Here is a 17,121-nt window from a genome sequence, read left to right as displayed (position 1 = left end):
ATCCGCCCCCAATCACAAAACCGTCGCAAAGAGACCAAGGATGTGCTAGGTTTAAAGTCCATATGCCTACCACCACACCGACACGTAAGACACGCTTCTCCCGCCGAGTCCCTGATCATGTCACTGACGAGCTAGTCAATGTTCTCTCAAAGCCGGAGACCTATGAATTCAACACTCTGTTTGGATTGGTGTATGACAATCTCAAGCTGAAAAATGCTGTGAGCGGTGGCGAAGAAATGCTGCGCCTGCGCTCCTATGAGAAGCTGCAGAATCTCGTGAGCCGCGGCCTTTGCGCCAAGGTTGGCAAGACCTACCGCGGCCTTGATGGCCTGCGTGCCGCCCACAATGCCGCGATCGCCGCCCGCAGCGCTGCTGTTGTGGCCCGCACCACGGCTGCTGCGGCTGCCCGGGGCTGATGCTTCCGTCGATTTTGGGCCGCTCTGCCACAGTGCAGGGCGGCCCTTTTTGTTTCCGGGTTTGACGCTGCGCCGCCTCTCGCTAACCATTCGGCATCATTCACCCCCATGTTTGAGAATTACATCCCAGTCCTGCTCCAGATTGTCATCGCCGGTGGTTTCGCCGTGGTGACCCTCATCGCGTCAGCGCTGCTCGGCAAATCCGCCAAGCGCAACACGATCAAAGATTCCGCCTATGAGTGCGGCATGCTTCCCGTGGGAGACAGCCAGCCGCGTTTCAGCGTGAAGTTTTACATCGTGGCGATGCTCTTCGTGCTGTTCGACATCGAAGTCGTCTTTCTGTATCCCTGGGCCATCATTTACAAGGACTACCTCGCTGCCGTTGGCGGAGGCGCCTCGATCCTTGCAGTCGCCGCCGGCTTCGCTTCCATCCTGCTTGTTGCTTTCGGCTATGCCTGGAAGAAGGGCGTGCTGGACTGGAAGTCCTAGTCTGTCTGCAAGCTGCCACGGGACTTTCCTTCTGCCTTCATGATCGCCTACCTCAGCCTGTTTCAGCTCAAGCCCCAGGTCACGGAGGAGAAGCTGGAGCAGATGATGTCCCAGACGCGTGTGATGCTGCTTCGGGTTCCGGAGGTGTTGACGGTGAAGACGGGCAAGCGCGTCAATCCGTCTGATCCCTACCCGTGGTTTGTGTATCTGGAGGTCGAGACGATGGACAAGCTAGCCATCTGCCAGGACGATCCGCACTACTTCAAGTTTCGTGAGGAAGTGCTCAAGCCGAACATCTCTGAGCAGGAGTCCACGGCCTTTGAGATGGAGCCGCGCAAAGACGTGAAGTATTCCTGAGTGGTGTGGTGAGGGGCAGTTACTTTGCCTTGGGCGCCAGATGTCCGGAGAGGTCGCCTGCGTAACCTGCCAGCTCCAAGAAAGAGCGGCCTGTGATCTGCCCGTGTGAATCGATCACATCGCAGGCACCTTCCCAGTAGGGCAGCTGTGTGATGCCGCCGTCCTGCTCCTGATCTGGGGCCAGCGGTTTGAGTTCCAGCGATTCGCCCTCGAAGCGGAGTCGGACATGAGTGGGATACTCAGCAGCATTGCGCGGGCTTTTCCATGTGCCCAAGACTTCCCAGGTGAAGGCATCGCTGGAGAGATGGCGGACTTTTCCGTTGGGATCAATCACGGCGAGGGTGGAAGCAGGGTCTGAAGAACCGTCCTTCCTGCGCATGCGGTAGACCATGATCTCGCGGCCGTCCTTGAGCTGAAGAGCGGCCCAATCCCAACCCACCTGCCCTGCCTCCAACTGGCTGCTGCTGAACTCGTGATCCATCCATGCCTCGCCGGTGACTGCATGCTCCATGGTGCCGAGTTTGACGGTGCCGCTGGTCTTCAAGCGTGGCCAGGTGAGGTAGTGGCTGGCTGCTGTGTCGGAAGCGCCTTTGCGGGAGACCCCGTCTTTGCCGAAGATGACCAGGGGCTTCACGGCTTCGAGTTCGAGCTGCAGCAGGGCCTCGTTGTTTGCTGTCGCGACGATGTGCAGGTGCTGGGTTGTTTCATCGAGCTTGAGGGACCAGTTGCCATTCCGCACGGCGAGCGTCGTCTCAGATGATTCGGCATCCCAGCCTGCGCGGTTGAGGCGTTCCTGATGCAGAAAGCGGCCTGTTTTTGCATCCAGCAGCGCGGCATGGGCGAGGTGGAGCTGCAGGGTTTTGCCGTCTTCACGACGGGCCTGACGAAAGAAGGTGACCTGAAAGCCGAAGCGATGGCCGTCTTTGGAGTCGAGATGACCGGTGACATACCACCACTCGGTGCGGAATTCTGGGTGGCTGCCGTGGTCGCGTGGGAAGACAAAGACTTTTCCTGGCTGGGGCAGTGCAAAGCCATCCGTGGTGGTCTGTGCATGCAGCCATGGAGTGAGCAGGAGGAAGAAAAAGATGGTGTGCTTCATGTCATTCCTCGGTGTGTTCTGCAGGCAGCATGGCAGCCCAGCGTCCGACCAGGGCCGCGACCAGCATGCCGGTGGTGATCACCGCAGCGCCGAGCACGGCGAGATGCCACCACACGGCGTGAAACTGCAGGGTCCAGCCGAAGCATTGTTTATTGATGCGATAGACGAGCAACCAGCCGAGCCAGAGACCTGCGGCAATGCCGGTGAATGCGCCTGCGGAAGCAACACCGAGTCCTTCGAGTGCGGCTGACTTGGCGATCTCTCTGCGCGACATGCCAAGGGAATGGAGCGTGGCCAGAACGGCGCGGCGTTCGAGCAGGAGACTTGTGAGGGCCAGGCCAAGACCGACGACGGCGACGATGACGCCGATGACCTCCAGGGCATGAGTCACGGAGAAGGTCTGGCGGAAAATGCGCAGGGCTTCGCGGCGGAGGTGTGCGTTGGTGAACACGCTGAGTCCGGGCTGCTGCGTTTCGATGTGGCTGCGCACGGTTTCGGCATCCACGCCGGGTTTTAACATGAGGGCCACGCGCCAGGCTTCGTCGGTGTCGAACCAGGAGCGGAACACGGAGGAGGGCAGCGTGAGCGATCCGCGTTCATTGCCGTATTCCGCGTTCATCGCCACGACGCGCACTTTGTGACCTGCGAGATCAATGACATCGCCGACATGCGTGGCGAAGCGTTCACTCCAACTTTCGCTGATGATGGCGGGAGTGATGTCATCGTCAGTCTTCCACCACTCTTTGTGCTGCGGGGCCTGCACCCAGGCATAGAGATCATGCTTGTGCGCAAACACGGGATTGGTGCCGAGGATCAAGACTTCACCGCCCTGCCAGAGCAGTGTCTTTGCCTGAACGAAGGCCAGTTCTTCAACTCCTGCTTCCTGTCCCAGTTCCGCCACTGTCTTTGGTGTGATGGCGTGGGTGGAGGATGCGCTCTGCGCCCCTGCACTGCTGATATAAATGTCTGCCTTCATGGTGCGATCGATCCAGCCGCGCATGGTGTGATCAAAGCTCGCGACCATGACTGCCATGCCGGTGGTCATCGCCACGGCGCTGGCCAAGGCCGCAACGGCGAAGCGATGCCGCACGGTGGGACGGCGGAGGTGTGACAGAGCAATGCGCCAGACGGCGGACAGTGCTTTTTTGCGAGCGACGAAGCGCAAGATCGTGCTCGCCGCCAATCCGGCACCTACGAGCCAGAGCAAGGCGGCGGTGTAGCCAGCAAGGGGGAGGCGCGTGCCGTTTTCAAAGCGAAGCACGGGGAGTTGGGCGAGCATAAGTGCTGTGAGCAACATTGCCCAGCCGATCCATTCGACGCGCCATACGGTGCCGCCTTCAAAGGGCGTCGCATGATGTCCAATCATGTGCGCTGGAGGGGTGCGTGCGGCCATGCGAGCGGGCCACCATGCTGCGATGAGACTTGCGAGGATGGAGATGGACAGGGCGAGCAATGCCTCCGACACACTCAGCGAGGCCTGCTGTTCGCTGGTGGCACCGTAGAGAGCGTTCATGGTCTTGGTGACACCGCCGACGGCAGCCTGAGCGCCCAGCCAGCCGAGAAGCACGCCCAGACCACCACCGCAGAGGCCCAGCAAACCGGATTCGAGTAGGAAGGCGATTTGGATGGCGCGATCTGTGACGCCGAGTGATTTCAAAATGCCGATCTCATTGCGGCGCCTGAGCACGACGCCATCCAGCGCCTGGAAGATGAGATAGCCACCGACCAGCAGGGCGAGCAGCGAGAGGATGGTGAGATTGAGACGGAAGGCCTGAGTCATGGTGCCTGCGAGCTGGCGGCGGTCTGAACCGCCGCGCACCTGCCAGTGTGACTTGAGCAGTGTGCCGGTTTCTTCACGCAGATTTGGGAACAAGGGGCCGTCTTGTGAAAGGACCTCGACTCGATCTATGCGATCACCGCGCTGAAGCATAGTCTGGGCTTCAGGTAGATCCATCAGGAGGAGGTGAGCGGGGAGACTTGGAACTCCGGGCACCTCTGGCACGATGCCGGCGACCTTCAGAGTGATCACGCGATCATCGACGATGAGACGCAGTTCCTCGCCGGCTTTCGCGCCGAGCTTGGGGCTGACGTAGACTCCTTCATGCATTGACTGCATGTTTGAAGCGCCGAGTCCTGCGGGGGCTTCGCCACGAAGATTGAGAAGGGCGATGAAATCCACGCCGAGGAGACGCCATGTGGCACGCGAACCGATTTCTCCGTTTCCTTTGTCGAGGGCAGGCGTCACAGTTTCCTCCACCACGGGAAGCAGGCTCACGGGACGTGGGCCCAGAGCCTCGCGTATCATGCGCAGATCGGCTTCATGGAGGGAGCCGGTGAGAGCCTGCACCGTCCAGTCTGGCTGGCGGGTGACGCCATCGGTGAAGGTCTCGAAGCCAGAAAGAGCGGCGTTACTGGCGAGGCGCACCGCGAGATACACGCTGGAACCGAGTGCCAGGATGAGCATGAGGGCGAGCTGCTGTTTGAAAGCGAGCCGCCAGTGGCGCAAGGCACAGCGACGCAGGATGAGAAGCACGGTGCTCATGCGCCTTCGACGATCTGGCCGTCCTGCATGCGAAGCACACGCTGGCAGTGTTTCACGGCGTCCGGGCTATGAGTAACGAGAAGGAGGGCGGCCTGGGTTTCCTGCACGATTTCCGCCAGAAGATCGAGGACCTGTGCGCCGGTGATGGTGTCGAGACTGCCGGTGGGTTCATCGGCCAAAATCAGGGTGGGGCGATGAACCACGGCACGGGCAATGGCCACGCGCTGCATTTCGCCGCCGGACAACTGGCCGGGCAATGCGGCAGCACGGTGAGCGATGCCCACGCGCTCCAGAAGCTGCCGGACGCGTGTTTCGCGCTCGGAGGTGGGAATGCCTAGAAGCTGCAAAGGGAGCTCGATGTTTTCTGCGGCGCTCAGTGTGGGCAGCAGATGATAAAACTGAAAGACGGTGCCGATGTGGCTGCGGCGAAGCTGGGCGAGGCCATCTGCGTTTAAGCCTGCCAGCAAATGGCCTGCGATTGAGACGCTGCCGGTGTCTGCGCGATCCACGCCGCCGACGCAGTTTAGCACGGTGGTTTTGCCGCTGCCGGAGGGGCCGAGCAGCGCGACACGCTCGCCCTGGCTGAGATTGAATGAAACGCCACGCAGGATGGGGCGATCGGCGTAGCTTTTTGTGAGTGATTGGACTTCGAGGACCGGCATTGGAATGGTAACGGCCTGCCTGGACTCGTGGATGCTCACTTCATGGCGCGCATGAGCTCGCGCACGTATTTGCCGAGCATATCGAACTCCACATTGAGGCGGTCGCCGGGCTTTTTGGTGTGCAGATTGGTGAGCTGGAAGGTGTGGGGGATGATCCAGCAGACGACGGTGGTGTCTGTCACTTCAGCGGCTGTCAGGGAAATGCCGTCGAGACAGATGGAGCCCTTCGGAATGATGAGGCCGCGGTGCTCGGAGGGAATCTCGACTTCCAGGCGGTGGTCCTGGCCGTGCTCGCTCCAATCGAGCACCTTCACCGTGGCATCCACGTGGCCTTGGACGAAGTGCCCGCCAAAGCGTGCGCCGATGGACATGGCGCGTTCGAGATTGACGAGGGAGCCGGGTTGCAGATCTCCGAGGCTGGTGACCTTCAGGGTTTGCATGAGGAGATCGAAGCAGGCGGTTTGTGCGGTAGAGTCCTTGGTGGTGACGGTGAGGCAGCAACCGTTGACGGCCACGCTTTCGCCGTCCGCCAGTTCGGACGCCATGCCGCCGACGTGCAGGGTGAGCCGAGCGCTATCGCCGCGAGGTTCCAAGGAGATGACTTTGCCGGTGGTTTCAACGAGGCCTGTAAACATGTTCCGAAATAAACGGGCAAAGCGCGGCTGTCGAATGGAAGGAGACCTCTTTCTCGGAGCGTAGTACGAGCATCATGCTTCGTGTCCTTGTCCAGCTTGGTGTTCTAATGGTCTCCGCCGGTGTTTTCGCTGCGGAGCATTGGGCGTTTCAGCCGCTGCGGCCTGAGACGAGCGGGAGCATTGATGAATTTGTACGGCGCAAGCTGGCGGAGCAGAGGCTGAAGCCTTCGCCTCGGGCGGATGAGCGCACGCTGATCCGCCGGGCCAGCTTTGACCTGACGGGGCTGCCGCCTGTGGGTGAGCAGGAGGGGACTTTTTCGCAAGTCGTGGACAGATTGCTGGCCTCGCCGCAGTATGGGGAGCAGTGGGCCCGGCACTGGCTGGATGTGGCGCGGTATTCGGACATGAAGGGGTATGTTTATGCCCGTGAGGAAAAGCGCTGGGTGCATGCCACGGCGTATCGAGACTGGGTGGTGCGATCATTGAACCATGACATGCCGTATGACCGCTTTTTGCTGCTGCAGATGGCGGCGGACCAGGTGGTGCCAGCCAAGTCGCCGGACCTTGCCGCGATGGGATTTCTCACGCTGGGGCGGCGTTTTCTGGGAGTGTCGCATGACATCATTGATGACCGCATTGATGTGGTGACGCGTGGCACGCTGGGGCTCACCGTGGCGTGTGCGCGCTGCCATGATCATAAGTTTGATCCCATTCCCACGCGTGATTACTATGCGCTGTATGGCGTCTTCCAAAGCTGCGCGGAGGCGGTGGTGCCGTGTGCGACGGGGGAAGATCCGAAACTGGCGGAGCTGGTGAAAAAGAATCATGACCTCATGACGAAGAGACGTGAGGAGCAGATGGCGCGCACGCGGGCGAGGGTGAAGGATTATCAGAAGGCGCTGACGGAGCTGGAGAAGTATCCCGAGCAGGGCTTTGACCAGATCATTGATGAGAAGGACCTCAATCCTTTCATCGTGCATCGCTGGAAGGCGTGGGTGGAAACGCATCCTGGAGTCGAACTGACGGAAGAAGCGCTGAAGAGGCCCGATTCACCGGCCTATGTGCCTGACGAACACATCACGAACAATGAGATGTATTTTCCCTCGGGGATCATCACCGAGCTGTGGAAGTCGCAGGGTGAGGTGGATCGTTATCTGCTCAACAACAGCACTGCGCCGGAGCAAGCGACTGTGCTGGTGGACCGCGCACTGCCGAGCACGCCACGGGTGCTGCTGCGCGGGAATCCGCTGACGAAGGGGGATGCGGTGCCGAGGCAGTTTTTGAGTTTGTTTGGTACGCAGCAGCCTTTTACGAAGGGGAGCGGGAGGCTGGAGCTTGCGCGGGCCATCATTGATCCGCGCAATCCGCTGACGGCGCGGGTGATGGTGAACCGCATCTGGCAGCACCACTTTGGACGCGGGCTGGTGAGCACTCCGAGTGATTTTGGCAAGCAAGGTACAGCGCCGAGTCATCCTGAACTGCTCGACTGGCTGGCACGGCGTTTCATTGACTCGGGGTGGAGCATCAAGGCGATGCACCGGCTGATCATGATGTCTGAGACGTATCAGCAGAGCAGCGGCGGCGGCGCGGTGGATCCGGCGCATGCTGATCCTGACAACCGGCTGCTGTGGCGCATGAACCCGCACCGGCTCAGCTTTGAGGAGGCACGTGATGCGTGGCTGATGGCTGCGGGGCGGCTGAGCCTGGAGGTGGGTGGTGCTCCCCTGCCCTTGTTTGCGGCGGACAATCAACGCCGCACGCTCTACACGCTGGTGGACCGTGAAAATGTGCCCGCTGTGATGCGCACTTTTGATTTTGCCAATCCGGATCTCTCCATTCCGCAGCGCACGGAGACCACTGTGCCGCAGCAGGCGCTGTTTGGGATGAACCACCCGTTTGTGGTGCAGCAGGCGAAGGCGCTGCTGGGGCGTGCGGATGTCAAAGGGGCTGATGCAGCTGGGCGTGTGAGGCTCATTTATAGGCATCTGTTTCAACGGGTGCCGAGGGCGGATGAAATGGAGCAGGCGCTGCGCTTTGTGCAGGAGGATGAGCCGCAAGTTATCGCGGAGGTGGATCATTCGAAGTCGTGGCAGTATGGCGTCGGGGAGTGGGATGAGAGCATGGGCAGGGTGAAGGACTTCAAGCCGTTGCCTCACTTCACCGGCAGTGCATGGCAGGGAGATGAGGCATGGCCGAATGCAAAGCTGGGCTGGGCGCAGCTCACGGCGACGGGCGGGCATCCGGGGAATGACCGGAAGCATGCCGTGGTGCGGCGATGGATCGCGCCTGCGGACGGCACGTATGCGGTGAAGTCCACTCTGCTGCATGAGCCTGCTCCTGGTGATGGTATCCGCTCCTTCATCAGCCACAGCCAGCAGGGCCGCCTGCATGCGGGGAGGCTGCATCAGGGCAGTGCGGACCTGAACTTTGACACGCTGGCCTTCAAAGCGGGGGACACGCTCGACTTTGTGGTGGACATCGGTGAGGCGCTGAACAGCGACCAGTTTCTGTGGTCGATGCGGATTCATCAGACTGGCAGCGTCGGTGCGGGTGGTGATGACGTGCCCACGCAGACCTGGGATGCTGAAAAAGATTTCGCCGCGCAGCCGCGCTCTCAGCTCAATGGCTGGGAGCAGTTCGTTCAGGTGCTGATGCTGGCCAACGAGTTTATGTTTGTGGATTGAATCTTATCTTATGACACCCATCCTTACCCGCCGTGATTTTCTGCGCCGCTCCGGCATGGGGATGGGCATGCTGGGGCTGGCGGACCTGCATGCGGCCGCGAGTGCTAGGAGCAGTGCGCACTTTGCGCCGAAGGCGAAGCGCGTGATCCATTTCTTTCTCAATGGCGGGCCCTCGCATGTGGACACGTTTGACTATAAGCCGGCGCTGGCGCGGTATGAGGGCAAGGCGGTGCCGAGCCATCGGCTGACGGAGCGGAAGACGGGCGCGGCGTTTCCTTCGCCGTTCAAGTTTCAGCGCTATGGGCAGAGCGGGATTGAGGTGAGCGAGCTGTTTGCGAAAACGGCGGCACACATTGATGACATCGCGGTGATCCGATCCATGCAGGCGCAGGTGCCGAACCATGAGCCGTCGCTGATGCTCATGAACTGCGGTGACTCAGTGCAGCCGAGGCCGAGCCTGGGATCGTGGCTGACGTATGGGCTGGGCAGTGCGAATGAGAACCTGCCGGGCTTCATCGCCATGTGCCCTGGCGGCATGCCGATCAAGGGAGCGGAGAACTGGCAGTCGGCGTTTTTGCCGGGGGCGTTTCAGGGCACGTATGTGGACTCGAAGCACCAGCAGGTGGATCGTTTGATTGAAAACATCCGCAGCCCGCATGCTGATGCGCGAGTGCAGATGCGACAACTGGAGCTGATGCGGAGCATCAATGAGGCGCACCGGCAGGATCGTGGCGACCCACGGCTGGAGGCACGTATTCAGAGCTTTGAGCTGGCGTTTCGCATGCAGATGGAAGCGGCGGATGCGTTTGATGTGACGCAGGAGCCAGCGCACATCCGTGCGATGTATGGCGAAGGTGTGCATGGGCGGCAGACGCTCATTGCCCGGCGGCTGCTGGAGCGCGGCGTGCGCATGGTGCAGCTCTGGCATGGCGCGGGCCAGCCGTGGGACAACCATGACAACATTGAGACGAACCACCGCAGGCTCGCGGGGGAGATCGACCAGCCCATCGCGGCGCTGCTGCATGATTTGAAACAGCGCGGTATGCTGGAGGACACGCTGATCATCTGGGGTGGGGAGTTTGGCCGTACGCCGACGGTGGAGCTGAGTGGTGGAAAGTCCAAGCTGGGGCGCGATCACAATCACTATGGGTTTAGCGTGTGGATGGCGGGTGGGGGCATCAAGGGAGGAACTGTGTATGGCAGCACGGATGAGCTGGGCTTTGCGGCGGAGCAGGACCCTGTGAGCGTGCATGATCTGCACGCCACGATTCTGCATCTGCTGGGGGTGAACCACGAGGAACTGACCTACCGGTATGCGGGCCGAGATTTCCGGCTGACGGATGTGCATGGTGAGGTGCTAAGGCGGGTACTGGCTTGATTTGTCGGCTGCCCGCGAATGCATGGCTGGGTGCGTCTGCTTTGGCATCGCCGCACTGGCTACTAAGTACACGGTCAGGCTGCGTAAGATGGCTGCTTGATTCGACTTTGGGAGGCTGCGAATCTTGGGCATTGCCTTACGCTGGTGGACGGGCGGGCTGTCGCCACGCCCATCCTACGTCCGCGCATGCCGCGCCAATTGTGGAACTCGTTTGTTCGGGAACATGTCTACTGTTTTAAGTACGCGATCAAATCGGCCATCTGCTGGGGTGTGATGGCGGCTTCGAGGCCTTCGGGCATGAGGGAGATGCCGGGGCTGGTGAGGGATTTGATTTCGCTGCGGAGGACGGTGTCGGTGCCACCGTCGGCGCGTTTGAGGGTGAGGTTGCCGGCGGTCTCGCTGGTGATGAGGCCGGAGAGGGTGCGGCCGTCGTTGGTTTCGACGATGTAGAGGGCGAAGTTGGGTGAGACTTCGCGGTTTGGGTCGAGGACGTTGGTGAGGATTTGTTCGGCGGTCCATGCTTTGATGGTGCCGAGGTTGGGGCCGACGTCGTTGCCGCGATCAAGATGGCGGTGGCAGACCATGCAGAGGGTTTCGTAGATTTTGGCGCCGTGGGCGGGGTCTCCAGTCATGGAGAGCACAGGCTCATACTTGGTGATGACTTCCTTGCGATTTGAGGAGCCGCCATCGCCGATGAGTTTGGCGATGCGGTCGGCGAGGGCGGGAGCTTTTTGGCGGCCGAGCGTGGCTTTTGTGGCGGCACTGAGCTGCGAGGGGAGGATTTTTTTGGCTTCGATGGCGTCCAGCAGCTTTGCGATGCGGTCGGTGCGGGAGAGGATGATGGTGGTGGCCTTGTCACGTAGGGCCGGAGTGAGCTTGGGCCAGGAATCTATGAGGATGTCGGCGACGGCAGGATCGGGATATGTGCCTAGAGTTGCGAGGGCGATGAGTTGGAGTTCTGCAGGCTGAGTGGGAATCAGGAACTTAAGCACCAGCGGCGTCAGCTGTTTCAGTGGCTCAAACAAGGACAGCATTCGCAGAGCCTGCGTCTTGTCCGAGGCAATCGAAGAAGCCTGATCAAGCACCCGATGAGAGTCCGCCTGCCAATTAGCCACATACTCCCGGCCGCTTTGGATGTTACGCGGCTCGCTGGCTGTCAGCAGTTCTGCTGCGGTTCTACCCGATGCGACCAGGCCTTCGGCAATCGCCAGCATGACCTGCCGTTTTTGGGCATCCAAGAGCCGCTCGCTTGCAGCCACGTTGCAAAAACAATCCGACGGCGCAGACCACTTCCCATACTTGCGCCCTATCATCCACCCAACAGAAGAGAGCAGATGGATCTGAGGTGGCTGGAGCATTTCATGGTGGAGCAGACCGTCAAACAATTCCAAATCGTTATAGTCAGAACTTAGAAGTGCTGCTTCGAGCCACGGGTCTCCTGAATCGAGAAGAGCAATATCCGTCACTCCCATTTCTGGAGGACCTGACCAATAGCCATGTCTTAATCCACCAAGTGCAAATGCTGCTGCAAACCGAACCACCTTTGAAGGATCATTTCGCATGCTCTTGATCTCAGGTGCAGAAGACAAGCCTTCGAGACTTGCATAAAACTGGATGCTTTGCGCTCTCACCCGCGAGTCTGAGTCATGCAACGCTATCCGCAGTATCTCCTGACGATCTTTGGCAAGCCCCACCTCCTGACGACCCAAGTCAGAAAGCTCGTCTGGATGTAACGCCATAGCCTGAACCGCTCCTAATGCAGCGATCCGACCTTGCGCCGTTTTCCCTGTCTTCACGATTGTCCGCAGTGGCTCCAGTGATGACTTGTCCTGCCGCTCAAACAGGAGGCGCTGGGCGGTTTCGCGGTGCCAGGCGTTGGGGTGGTCGAGGAGGGCGACGAGGTCGGGGGTGGTGGCGGTGCTGAGCTTGGGGGTGGGGCGGGGGCTGAACGCTTTTGCGGGCGCGTTTCCAGAACCGCCTGAAGGCGGGACTACAATACGGGGAGCAAGACGGTAGAGGCGGCCTTTGTCGCGGCCGCGGAGGAGATCGACGGCGGAGTGGATGTCGTCGGGGATGCTCCAGGGGTGCTCGATGACTTCGCGGTACATGTCGCAGACGTGGAGGCAGCCGTCGGGGGCGTTGGTGAAGTTGACGGGGCGAGACCAGAGATCGTCGCTGGTGCAGAAGTTTTTCGTTCCATCCACCTGCATGGCTTTGAAGGTGACGCCGTCGGGGACGAGCTTCATGCGATAGAAGAGATTGCCGGCGACATCAGCGACGAAGACGAAGTCGCGGTACTCGGGGGGGTAGGCATCGCCACGATAGACGGTGATGCCGGCGGAGGAGGTGACGACGCCGGCGCCGACGAGTTCGCTCTTGGGGAGGGTGCTGCCTTCCTGCACCCAGCGTTTGGCGCGGAATTCGCGCCAGGGCTCCGGCGGACTGGTGCGATAGACGGGGAGCTGATCGCCGGCTTCGGCACAGTCGTTGAGGGCGCTGGGAACGACGAGGTAGGGATTGCGTGCGAGGTAGCGGTAGGGCAGGACGACGTGCTGGCAGGGATTGCGGATGTTGCAGAGGAAGCGGTTGCCCCAGTCGTCGAAGGTGTTGCCGAAACGGGCGCCGCCGCTTTCGAGGCGGACATCGCCGGTGCTAGGGTCAAAACTGAAGTCGTTGCGCTTGATGGACAGGGGTTTGAAGTCTGCGGGAAGCGGCATGACGGACTCGCTGCCGGGTGCGCGCTGGATTTCGCCGCCGTTGCTGCCGCCGGCGACGTAGATGCGGTGATCGAGGCCCCAGATGGGATTGTTCATCACGGCCTGGACGTTGAGCTTTTTGAAGCCGGTGAAGACTTTTTGCCGCACATCGGCGACGCCGTCGCCATTGGTGTCCTTCAGATACCAAACGTCGGGGGTGGCGGTGACGAAGATGCCGCCCTTCCAGCAGGCGGCGCCGGTGGGCCAGGAGAGGCCCTCGGCGAAGACGGTGGCCTTGTCGAAGACGCCGTCCCCATCGGTATCGGTGAGCAGGCGGACTTTGCCGATGGACTGATCGGTGGGGTTTTCCTGCGCGTGCTTATGGTGCTCCTTGTCCGTGTAGGGGTAGTCGTTCATCTCGCACACGTAGGCGCGGCCGTCTTCGTCATAGGTGATGGCGACGGGATCGGTGACGAGGGGCTCGGCAGCGATGAGCTGCATCTGGAAGCCATCGAGGACATGGAAGGTCTTCGCGGCGTTTTGCGGCTCGGTGGGCGGCGTCGTGGGGAATTTTAATTCATCCGCAGCCTGGCAGATGAAAGAGGTACACGATGTCAAAGCCAGCCACGCGATCAGTCTTCTTTGCATGCAGAATGGACGGCACAAAGATCCCTTTTCTTGCCCGCCAGCGATGCAGAAAGGGTGTTATTCGGCCTCGCCGGAAACATCCATGACACACTGCACCCAGGTGAAGACCGGAGTCTTGGGGGCATAGAGATGCTGCAACTGCGCGAAGCTTTTATTGCCGGGAAGGCTGTAGGGGCCGATTTCGCTCATGGTCAGATCTTCGCCAGGGCAGTGCTGCAGGCCCAGCACGTGGCCGATTTCATGAGGGAGCCATTTGGTGATGGGGTCACCGATCAGGGCGACTGACCGAGTGCTCCACCATTCGGAGGGATCGAGGTAGATGTGGCCGCGGTCGCGGCTCCATGGAAAGGAGGCATGGCCCATGCTGCCGAGCTGGCCATCCCAGGCTCTGCCGGGAGGAGTGCCAAAGCTGATCTTGATGTCTGCGGTCTCCCCGGCCTGGGCCTGAGCAAAGGTGAAGACACCGGCGGCTTCCCAGCTTTTGAAGCTCTCGTCGATCTCGCGCTGGAGCTCTTCCGCAGACAGACGGGTGGGGATGGGGGTGGTGGTATCGAGCTGCCAAGTGAGGTGCCGTTTGTTCCAGAGCTGGGGCTTGGTGTAGCTGACCGACTTGGCGGTACCGAGGGGATGGGAAGACGGGCTGATCTCATTCTTCTGCCAAGCAACCTCATGATAAGCACAGTTGCTAATCAGGCAGGCGGCCCATAAGGAAAGGCTTAAAGAGAATGCATTTTTCTTCATGGCAGGCTGGGATTCAACAATTTTGAATCTCAACCTTGATATGATTTCTCATATGTAAGAATTGTAAATGATTATTCAGGGCGATGTCACAGATTGGACACTGTTTCGACGCTCTTGCATCCCAGCCACGACTCGCCACACTGCCCGCCCTTTTCCCCGCCATGGCCTACATCAACGAAAACTACAACAAGCTCAAAGCCGGTTACCTCTTCCCTGAAATCGCCCGTCGCGTGAAGGTGTTCACGGAGGCCAACACCGAAGCGGCCAAGCGGCTGATCCGCTGCGGCATCGGCGACGTGACCGAAGCGCTGCCAGAGGCCGTGCGCACGGCGATGCACAAGGCCGTCGATGAAATGGGCGACCGGGCCACCTTCCGCGGCTATGGCCCGGAGCAGGGCTATGACTTCCTGCGCAACGCCATCGCGGAGCACGATTTCAAGGCCCGTGGCATCCAGGTGGAGGCCGATGAGATTTTCATCTCCGACGGCAGCAAGTGCGACACCGGCAACATCCTCGACATCTTTGGTGCTGGGAACAAGATCGCCATCACCGACCCAGTGTACCCTGTGTATGTGGACACCAACGTCATGGCTGGCAACACGGGCGATGCTGACGAAAGCGGCGCCTACGCGGGCCTGCACTACCTGAAATGCACACCTGCCAACGGCTTTGTGCCTGAGATTCCCAATGAGCCGGTGGATCTGGCCTACCTGTGCTACCCGAACAATCCGACGGGAGCAGTGGCCACTCGTGCGCAGCTTGAAGCCTGGGTGAAATACGCCCTGGCCAATGGCACCACGATCCTCTACGACGCGGCCTACGAGGCCTTCATCCGCGATCCTGAGCTGCCACGCTCGATCTATGAAATTGAAGGTGCGCGTGACTGCGCCATCGAGTTCCGCAGCTTCTCCAAGAACGGTGGTTTCACCGGCGTGCGCTGCGGCATCGTGATCATTCCGAAGGGCCTCATGGGCAAGACCAAGGCCGGAGGCAAGCAGGCGATCCATCCGCTGTGGAGCCGCCGCCACAGCACGAAGTTCAACGGCACCAGCTACATCGTCCAACGCGGTGCGGAGGCGATCTACTCAGCCGAAGGCAAGGCGCAGGTGAAGGCGCTCATCGAGCACTACATGGGCAATGCGGCACTGCTGGTGGAGGCCTGCAAAAAGGCCGGTCTGCAGGTGTTCGGGGGCGTCAATGCGCCCTACGTGTGGGTGGGCTGCCCGAACGGCCTGACGAGCTGGCAGATGTTCGACAAGATGCTGAATGAAGCGAACGTCGTGATCACCCCTGGCAGCGGCTTTGGCAGTGCTGGTGAAGGCTACTTCCGCATCAGCGCGTTCAACAGCCGCGCGAATGTGGAGGAAGTGTGCCGCCGGATTGCGAAGCTGTAGTCCGAGATTCCTGATTTCTTCCTGAGTGGGGCGAGCTGAAAAGCTCGCCCTATTTTTTATACAAAATCCGTGATGGAGCCGAAGTCGGCGTCGAAGAGGCGGCGGTAGGTGCGGAAGGCGAAGTGGTCGGTCATGTTGGCGATCCAGTCGCAGACGAGGCGGGCGCGGGCTGGCGCATCGGGTGCGGATTGGATGTCTTTTTCGATGGCGGCAGGCATCAGGTGAAGGCCTTTGGGCTGCACGGTGTCGATGTAGCGTTCCTTGAGCACGCCAAAGACGCGGGTGAGGATGAAGTCGGCCTTGTGATCGAGCTGCTGGAGCTGGGGGCTGAGGAAGACGAGCTCGAGGGCGATCTTTTTGTGGAGGTCCGCGCGGCGGCGCAATGCGGGGTCGATTTCCAAGGCAAACTGGTGTCTGCGGGTGCTTTGGCTGAGGAAATTGGCGGCAGGGACCAACTTCGTGGCGCGAATGCACTCACCAATGAGACGGTTCAAGCGGCCTTCGACGCGGTTTTCACGGACAGCTTTGCAGAGGAACTCCAGGTCGGCCTGGTCGGCCGCTGAAAGCTCCTGATCCCCTGCCCAGCGCTCCATCCGCTGCACGTTGATGAATCCGGCGTGGATGCCGTCGGCAATGTCATTGAGCGAGTAGGCGGTGTCATCCGCCCAGTCCATGATCTGGCATTCGATGCTGCGGAAGCCGTTGCGCACCTTGCCGGGGGTGAGTTCCAGCGGGAAGGCCTGGCCGCCGAGGGTGAAATCGAGCCAGCGTTCCTGTTCATCGTAGAGGTAGTGGTGCTTGGCCTGCGGGGTCTCGGTTTGCAGGGTTTTGTATTTCAGCACGCCGTCCAGCAAAGCGCGGGTGGGGTTCATGCCACTGCGGCCTTCGCTGAAGAGGGTCTGCGTCAGGATGCGGAGGGTCTGCGCATTCCCCTCGAAGCCGCCGTAGGGGGCCATGAGGTGGTGAAGGGTGCGCTCCCCGGCATGGCCGAAGGGAGGGTGGCCGAGGTCGTGGCTGAGGCAGGCGCTTTCGACGAGGTCGGAGTCGATGAAGCACTCATCATCCAGATACTGGCTCTGCTGGGTGAGCCAGCCGCAGATGCTGCGGCCGATCTGCGCCACCTCGATGCTGTGAGTCAGGCGGGTGCGGTAGAAATCGTACTCGCCGGACAAGAAGACCTGGGTCTTGTTTTGCAGGCGGCGGAAGGCGCTGCTATGGATGATGCGGTCGCGGTCGATCTGGAACGGGCTGCGATACTCACCGGCGTGAGCAGGGCGTGAATCGAGCGTTTCGAGGTCGAAGGAATTGTAGAAGCGGTTCGCGGGCATGCGGTGGGTACCGCGATGCTAGCAGGTCGTGGCGGGCGGGCAAGGCTGCTGC

The 17,121-nt window shown here is 60.7% G+C and carries 13 protein-coding genes; 6 read left to right on the top strand and 7 right to left on the bottom strand.

The window, feature by feature from the left end; translation table 11 throughout:
• The first annotated feature begins 62 nt into the window (after positions 1–62).
• The 3 genes from AC3RLQ_RS26930 to AC3RLQ_RS26920 all read left to right on the top strand — a co-directional run bounded on the left by AC3RLQ_RS26930 (position 63) and on the right by AC3RLQ_RS26920 (position 1,262).
• Positions 63–416 carry a hypothetical protein gene (locus tag AC3RLQ_RS26930; protein WP_395730041.1) on the top strand — a complete coding sequence of 118 codons (354 nt, stop codon included), beginning with the start codon at positions 63–65 and terminating at the stop codon, positions 414–416.
• Positions 417–524: 108 nt separating this feature from the next.
• Positions 525–905 (top strand): NADH-quinone oxidoreductase subunit A, encoded by a 381-nt coding sequence (locus AC3RLQ_RS26925; protein WP_397379988.1) that lies wholly within the window; start codon positions 525–527, stop codon positions 903–905.
• 39 nt (positions 906–944) lie between these two features.
• Positions 945–1,262 carry a Dabb family protein gene (locus AC3RLQ_RS26920; protein ID WP_422319894.1) on the top strand — a complete coding sequence of 106 codons (318 nt, stop codon included), beginning with the start codon at positions 945–947 and terminating at the stop codon, positions 1,260–1,262.
• Positions 1,263–1,281: 19 nt separating this feature from the next.
• Here the strand turns inward: AC3RLQ_RS26920 and AC3RLQ_RS26915 are convergent, their stop codons facing one another.
• The 4 genes from AC3RLQ_RS26915 to AC3RLQ_RS26900 are packed head-to-tail and all read right to left on the bottom strand — an operon-like array spanning position 1,282 to position 6,200.
• Positions 1,282–2,361, bottom strand: a complete 1,080-nt coding sequence (locus AC3RLQ_RS26915) for a lipocalin-like domain-containing protein (protein ID WP_493031755.1) — start codon at positions 2,359–2,361, stop codon at positions 1,282–1,284.
• 1 nt (position 2,362) lies between these two features.
• On the bottom strand, positions 2,363–4,903 hold the full coding sequence (locus AC3RLQ_RS26910; protein WP_493031754.1) for an ABC transporter permease: 2,541 nt from the start codon (positions 4,901–4,903) through the stop codon (positions 2,363–2,365).
• A complete protein-coding gene (locus AC3RLQ_RS26905; protein WP_493031753.1) occupies positions 4,900–5,565 on the bottom strand; it encodes an ABC transporter ATP-binding protein in 666 nt (221 codons plus the stop codon). The genes AC3RLQ_RS26910 and AC3RLQ_RS26905 overlap by 4 nt, the downstream gene beginning before the upstream one ends.
• Before the next feature lie 35 nt (positions 5,566–5,600).
• Positions 5,601–6,200: a riboflavin synthase gene (locus AC3RLQ_RS26900; RefSeq protein ID WP_422319898.1), complete on the bottom strand. Its 600-nt coding sequence runs from the start codon at positions 6,198–6,200 to the stop codon at positions 5,601–5,603.
• A 74-nt stretch (positions 6,201–6,274) separates the two neighbouring features.
• On the opposite strand from AC3RLQ_RS26900, the gene AC3RLQ_RS26895 reads away from it, so the two are divergent.
• Together AC3RLQ_RS26895 and AC3RLQ_RS26890 are read left to right on the top strand one after the other, a co-directional pair.
• Positions 6,275–8,884, top strand: coding sequence for a DUF1549 and DUF1553 domain-containing protein (locus AC3RLQ_RS26895; RefSeq protein ID WP_493031752.1), 2,610 nt, complete (start codon positions 6,275–6,277; stop codon positions 8,882–8,884).
• Between the two features lie 10 nt (positions 8,885–8,894).
• Positions 8,895–10,262 carry a DUF1501 domain-containing protein gene (locus AC3RLQ_RS26890; protein ID WP_422319900.1) on the top strand — a complete coding sequence of 456 codons (1,368 nt, stop codon included), beginning with the start codon at positions 8,895–8,897 and terminating at the stop codon, positions 10,260–10,262.
• Positions 10,263–10,489: 227 nt separating this feature from the next.
• On the opposite strand, the gene AC3RLQ_RS26885 is transcribed toward AC3RLQ_RS26890, so the two are convergent.
• Together AC3RLQ_RS26885 and AC3RLQ_RS26880 are read right to left on the bottom strand one after the other, a co-directional pair.
• A complete protein-coding gene (locus AC3RLQ_RS26885) occupies positions 10,490–13,606 on the bottom strand; it encodes a PVC-type heme-binding CxxCH protein (RefSeq protein WP_493031751.1) in 3,117 nt (1,038 codons plus the stop codon).
• A gap of 57 nt (positions 13,607–13,663) precedes the next feature.
• The gene (locus AC3RLQ_RS26880) at positions 13,664–14,347 is read right to left on the bottom strand and encodes a matrixin family metalloprotease (protein WP_493031750.1); all 684 of its coding nucleotides are present in this window, start codon (positions 14,345–14,347) and stop codon (positions 13,664–13,666) included.
• 161 nt (positions 14,348–14,508) lie between these two features.
• Here AC3RLQ_RS26880 and AC3RLQ_RS26875 point away from each other — a divergent pair, with 161 nt between their 5' ends.
• On the top strand, positions 14,509–15,741 hold the full coding sequence (locus AC3RLQ_RS26875; RefSeq protein WP_493038763.1) for an LL-diaminopimelate aminotransferase: 1,233 nt from the start codon (positions 14,509–14,511) through the stop codon (positions 15,739–15,741).
• Positions 15,742–15,797: 56 nt separating this feature from the next.
• On the opposite strand, the gene AC3RLQ_RS26870 is transcribed toward AC3RLQ_RS26875, so the two are convergent.
• The gene (locus AC3RLQ_RS26870) at positions 15,798–17,069 is read right to left on the bottom strand and encodes a deoxyguanosinetriphosphate triphosphohydrolase family protein (protein WP_493031749.1); all 1,272 of its coding nucleotides are present in this window, start codon (positions 17,067–17,069) and stop codon (positions 15,798–15,800) included.
• Between the last annotated feature and the right edge of the window lie 52 nt (positions 17,070–17,121).

The organism is Prosthecobacter sp. GW821-HT29F12 (assembly GCF_058803405.1).
Note: the sequence above shows the minus strand (reverse complement) of the source record. Positions and strands in the feature narration are given on the sequence as shown.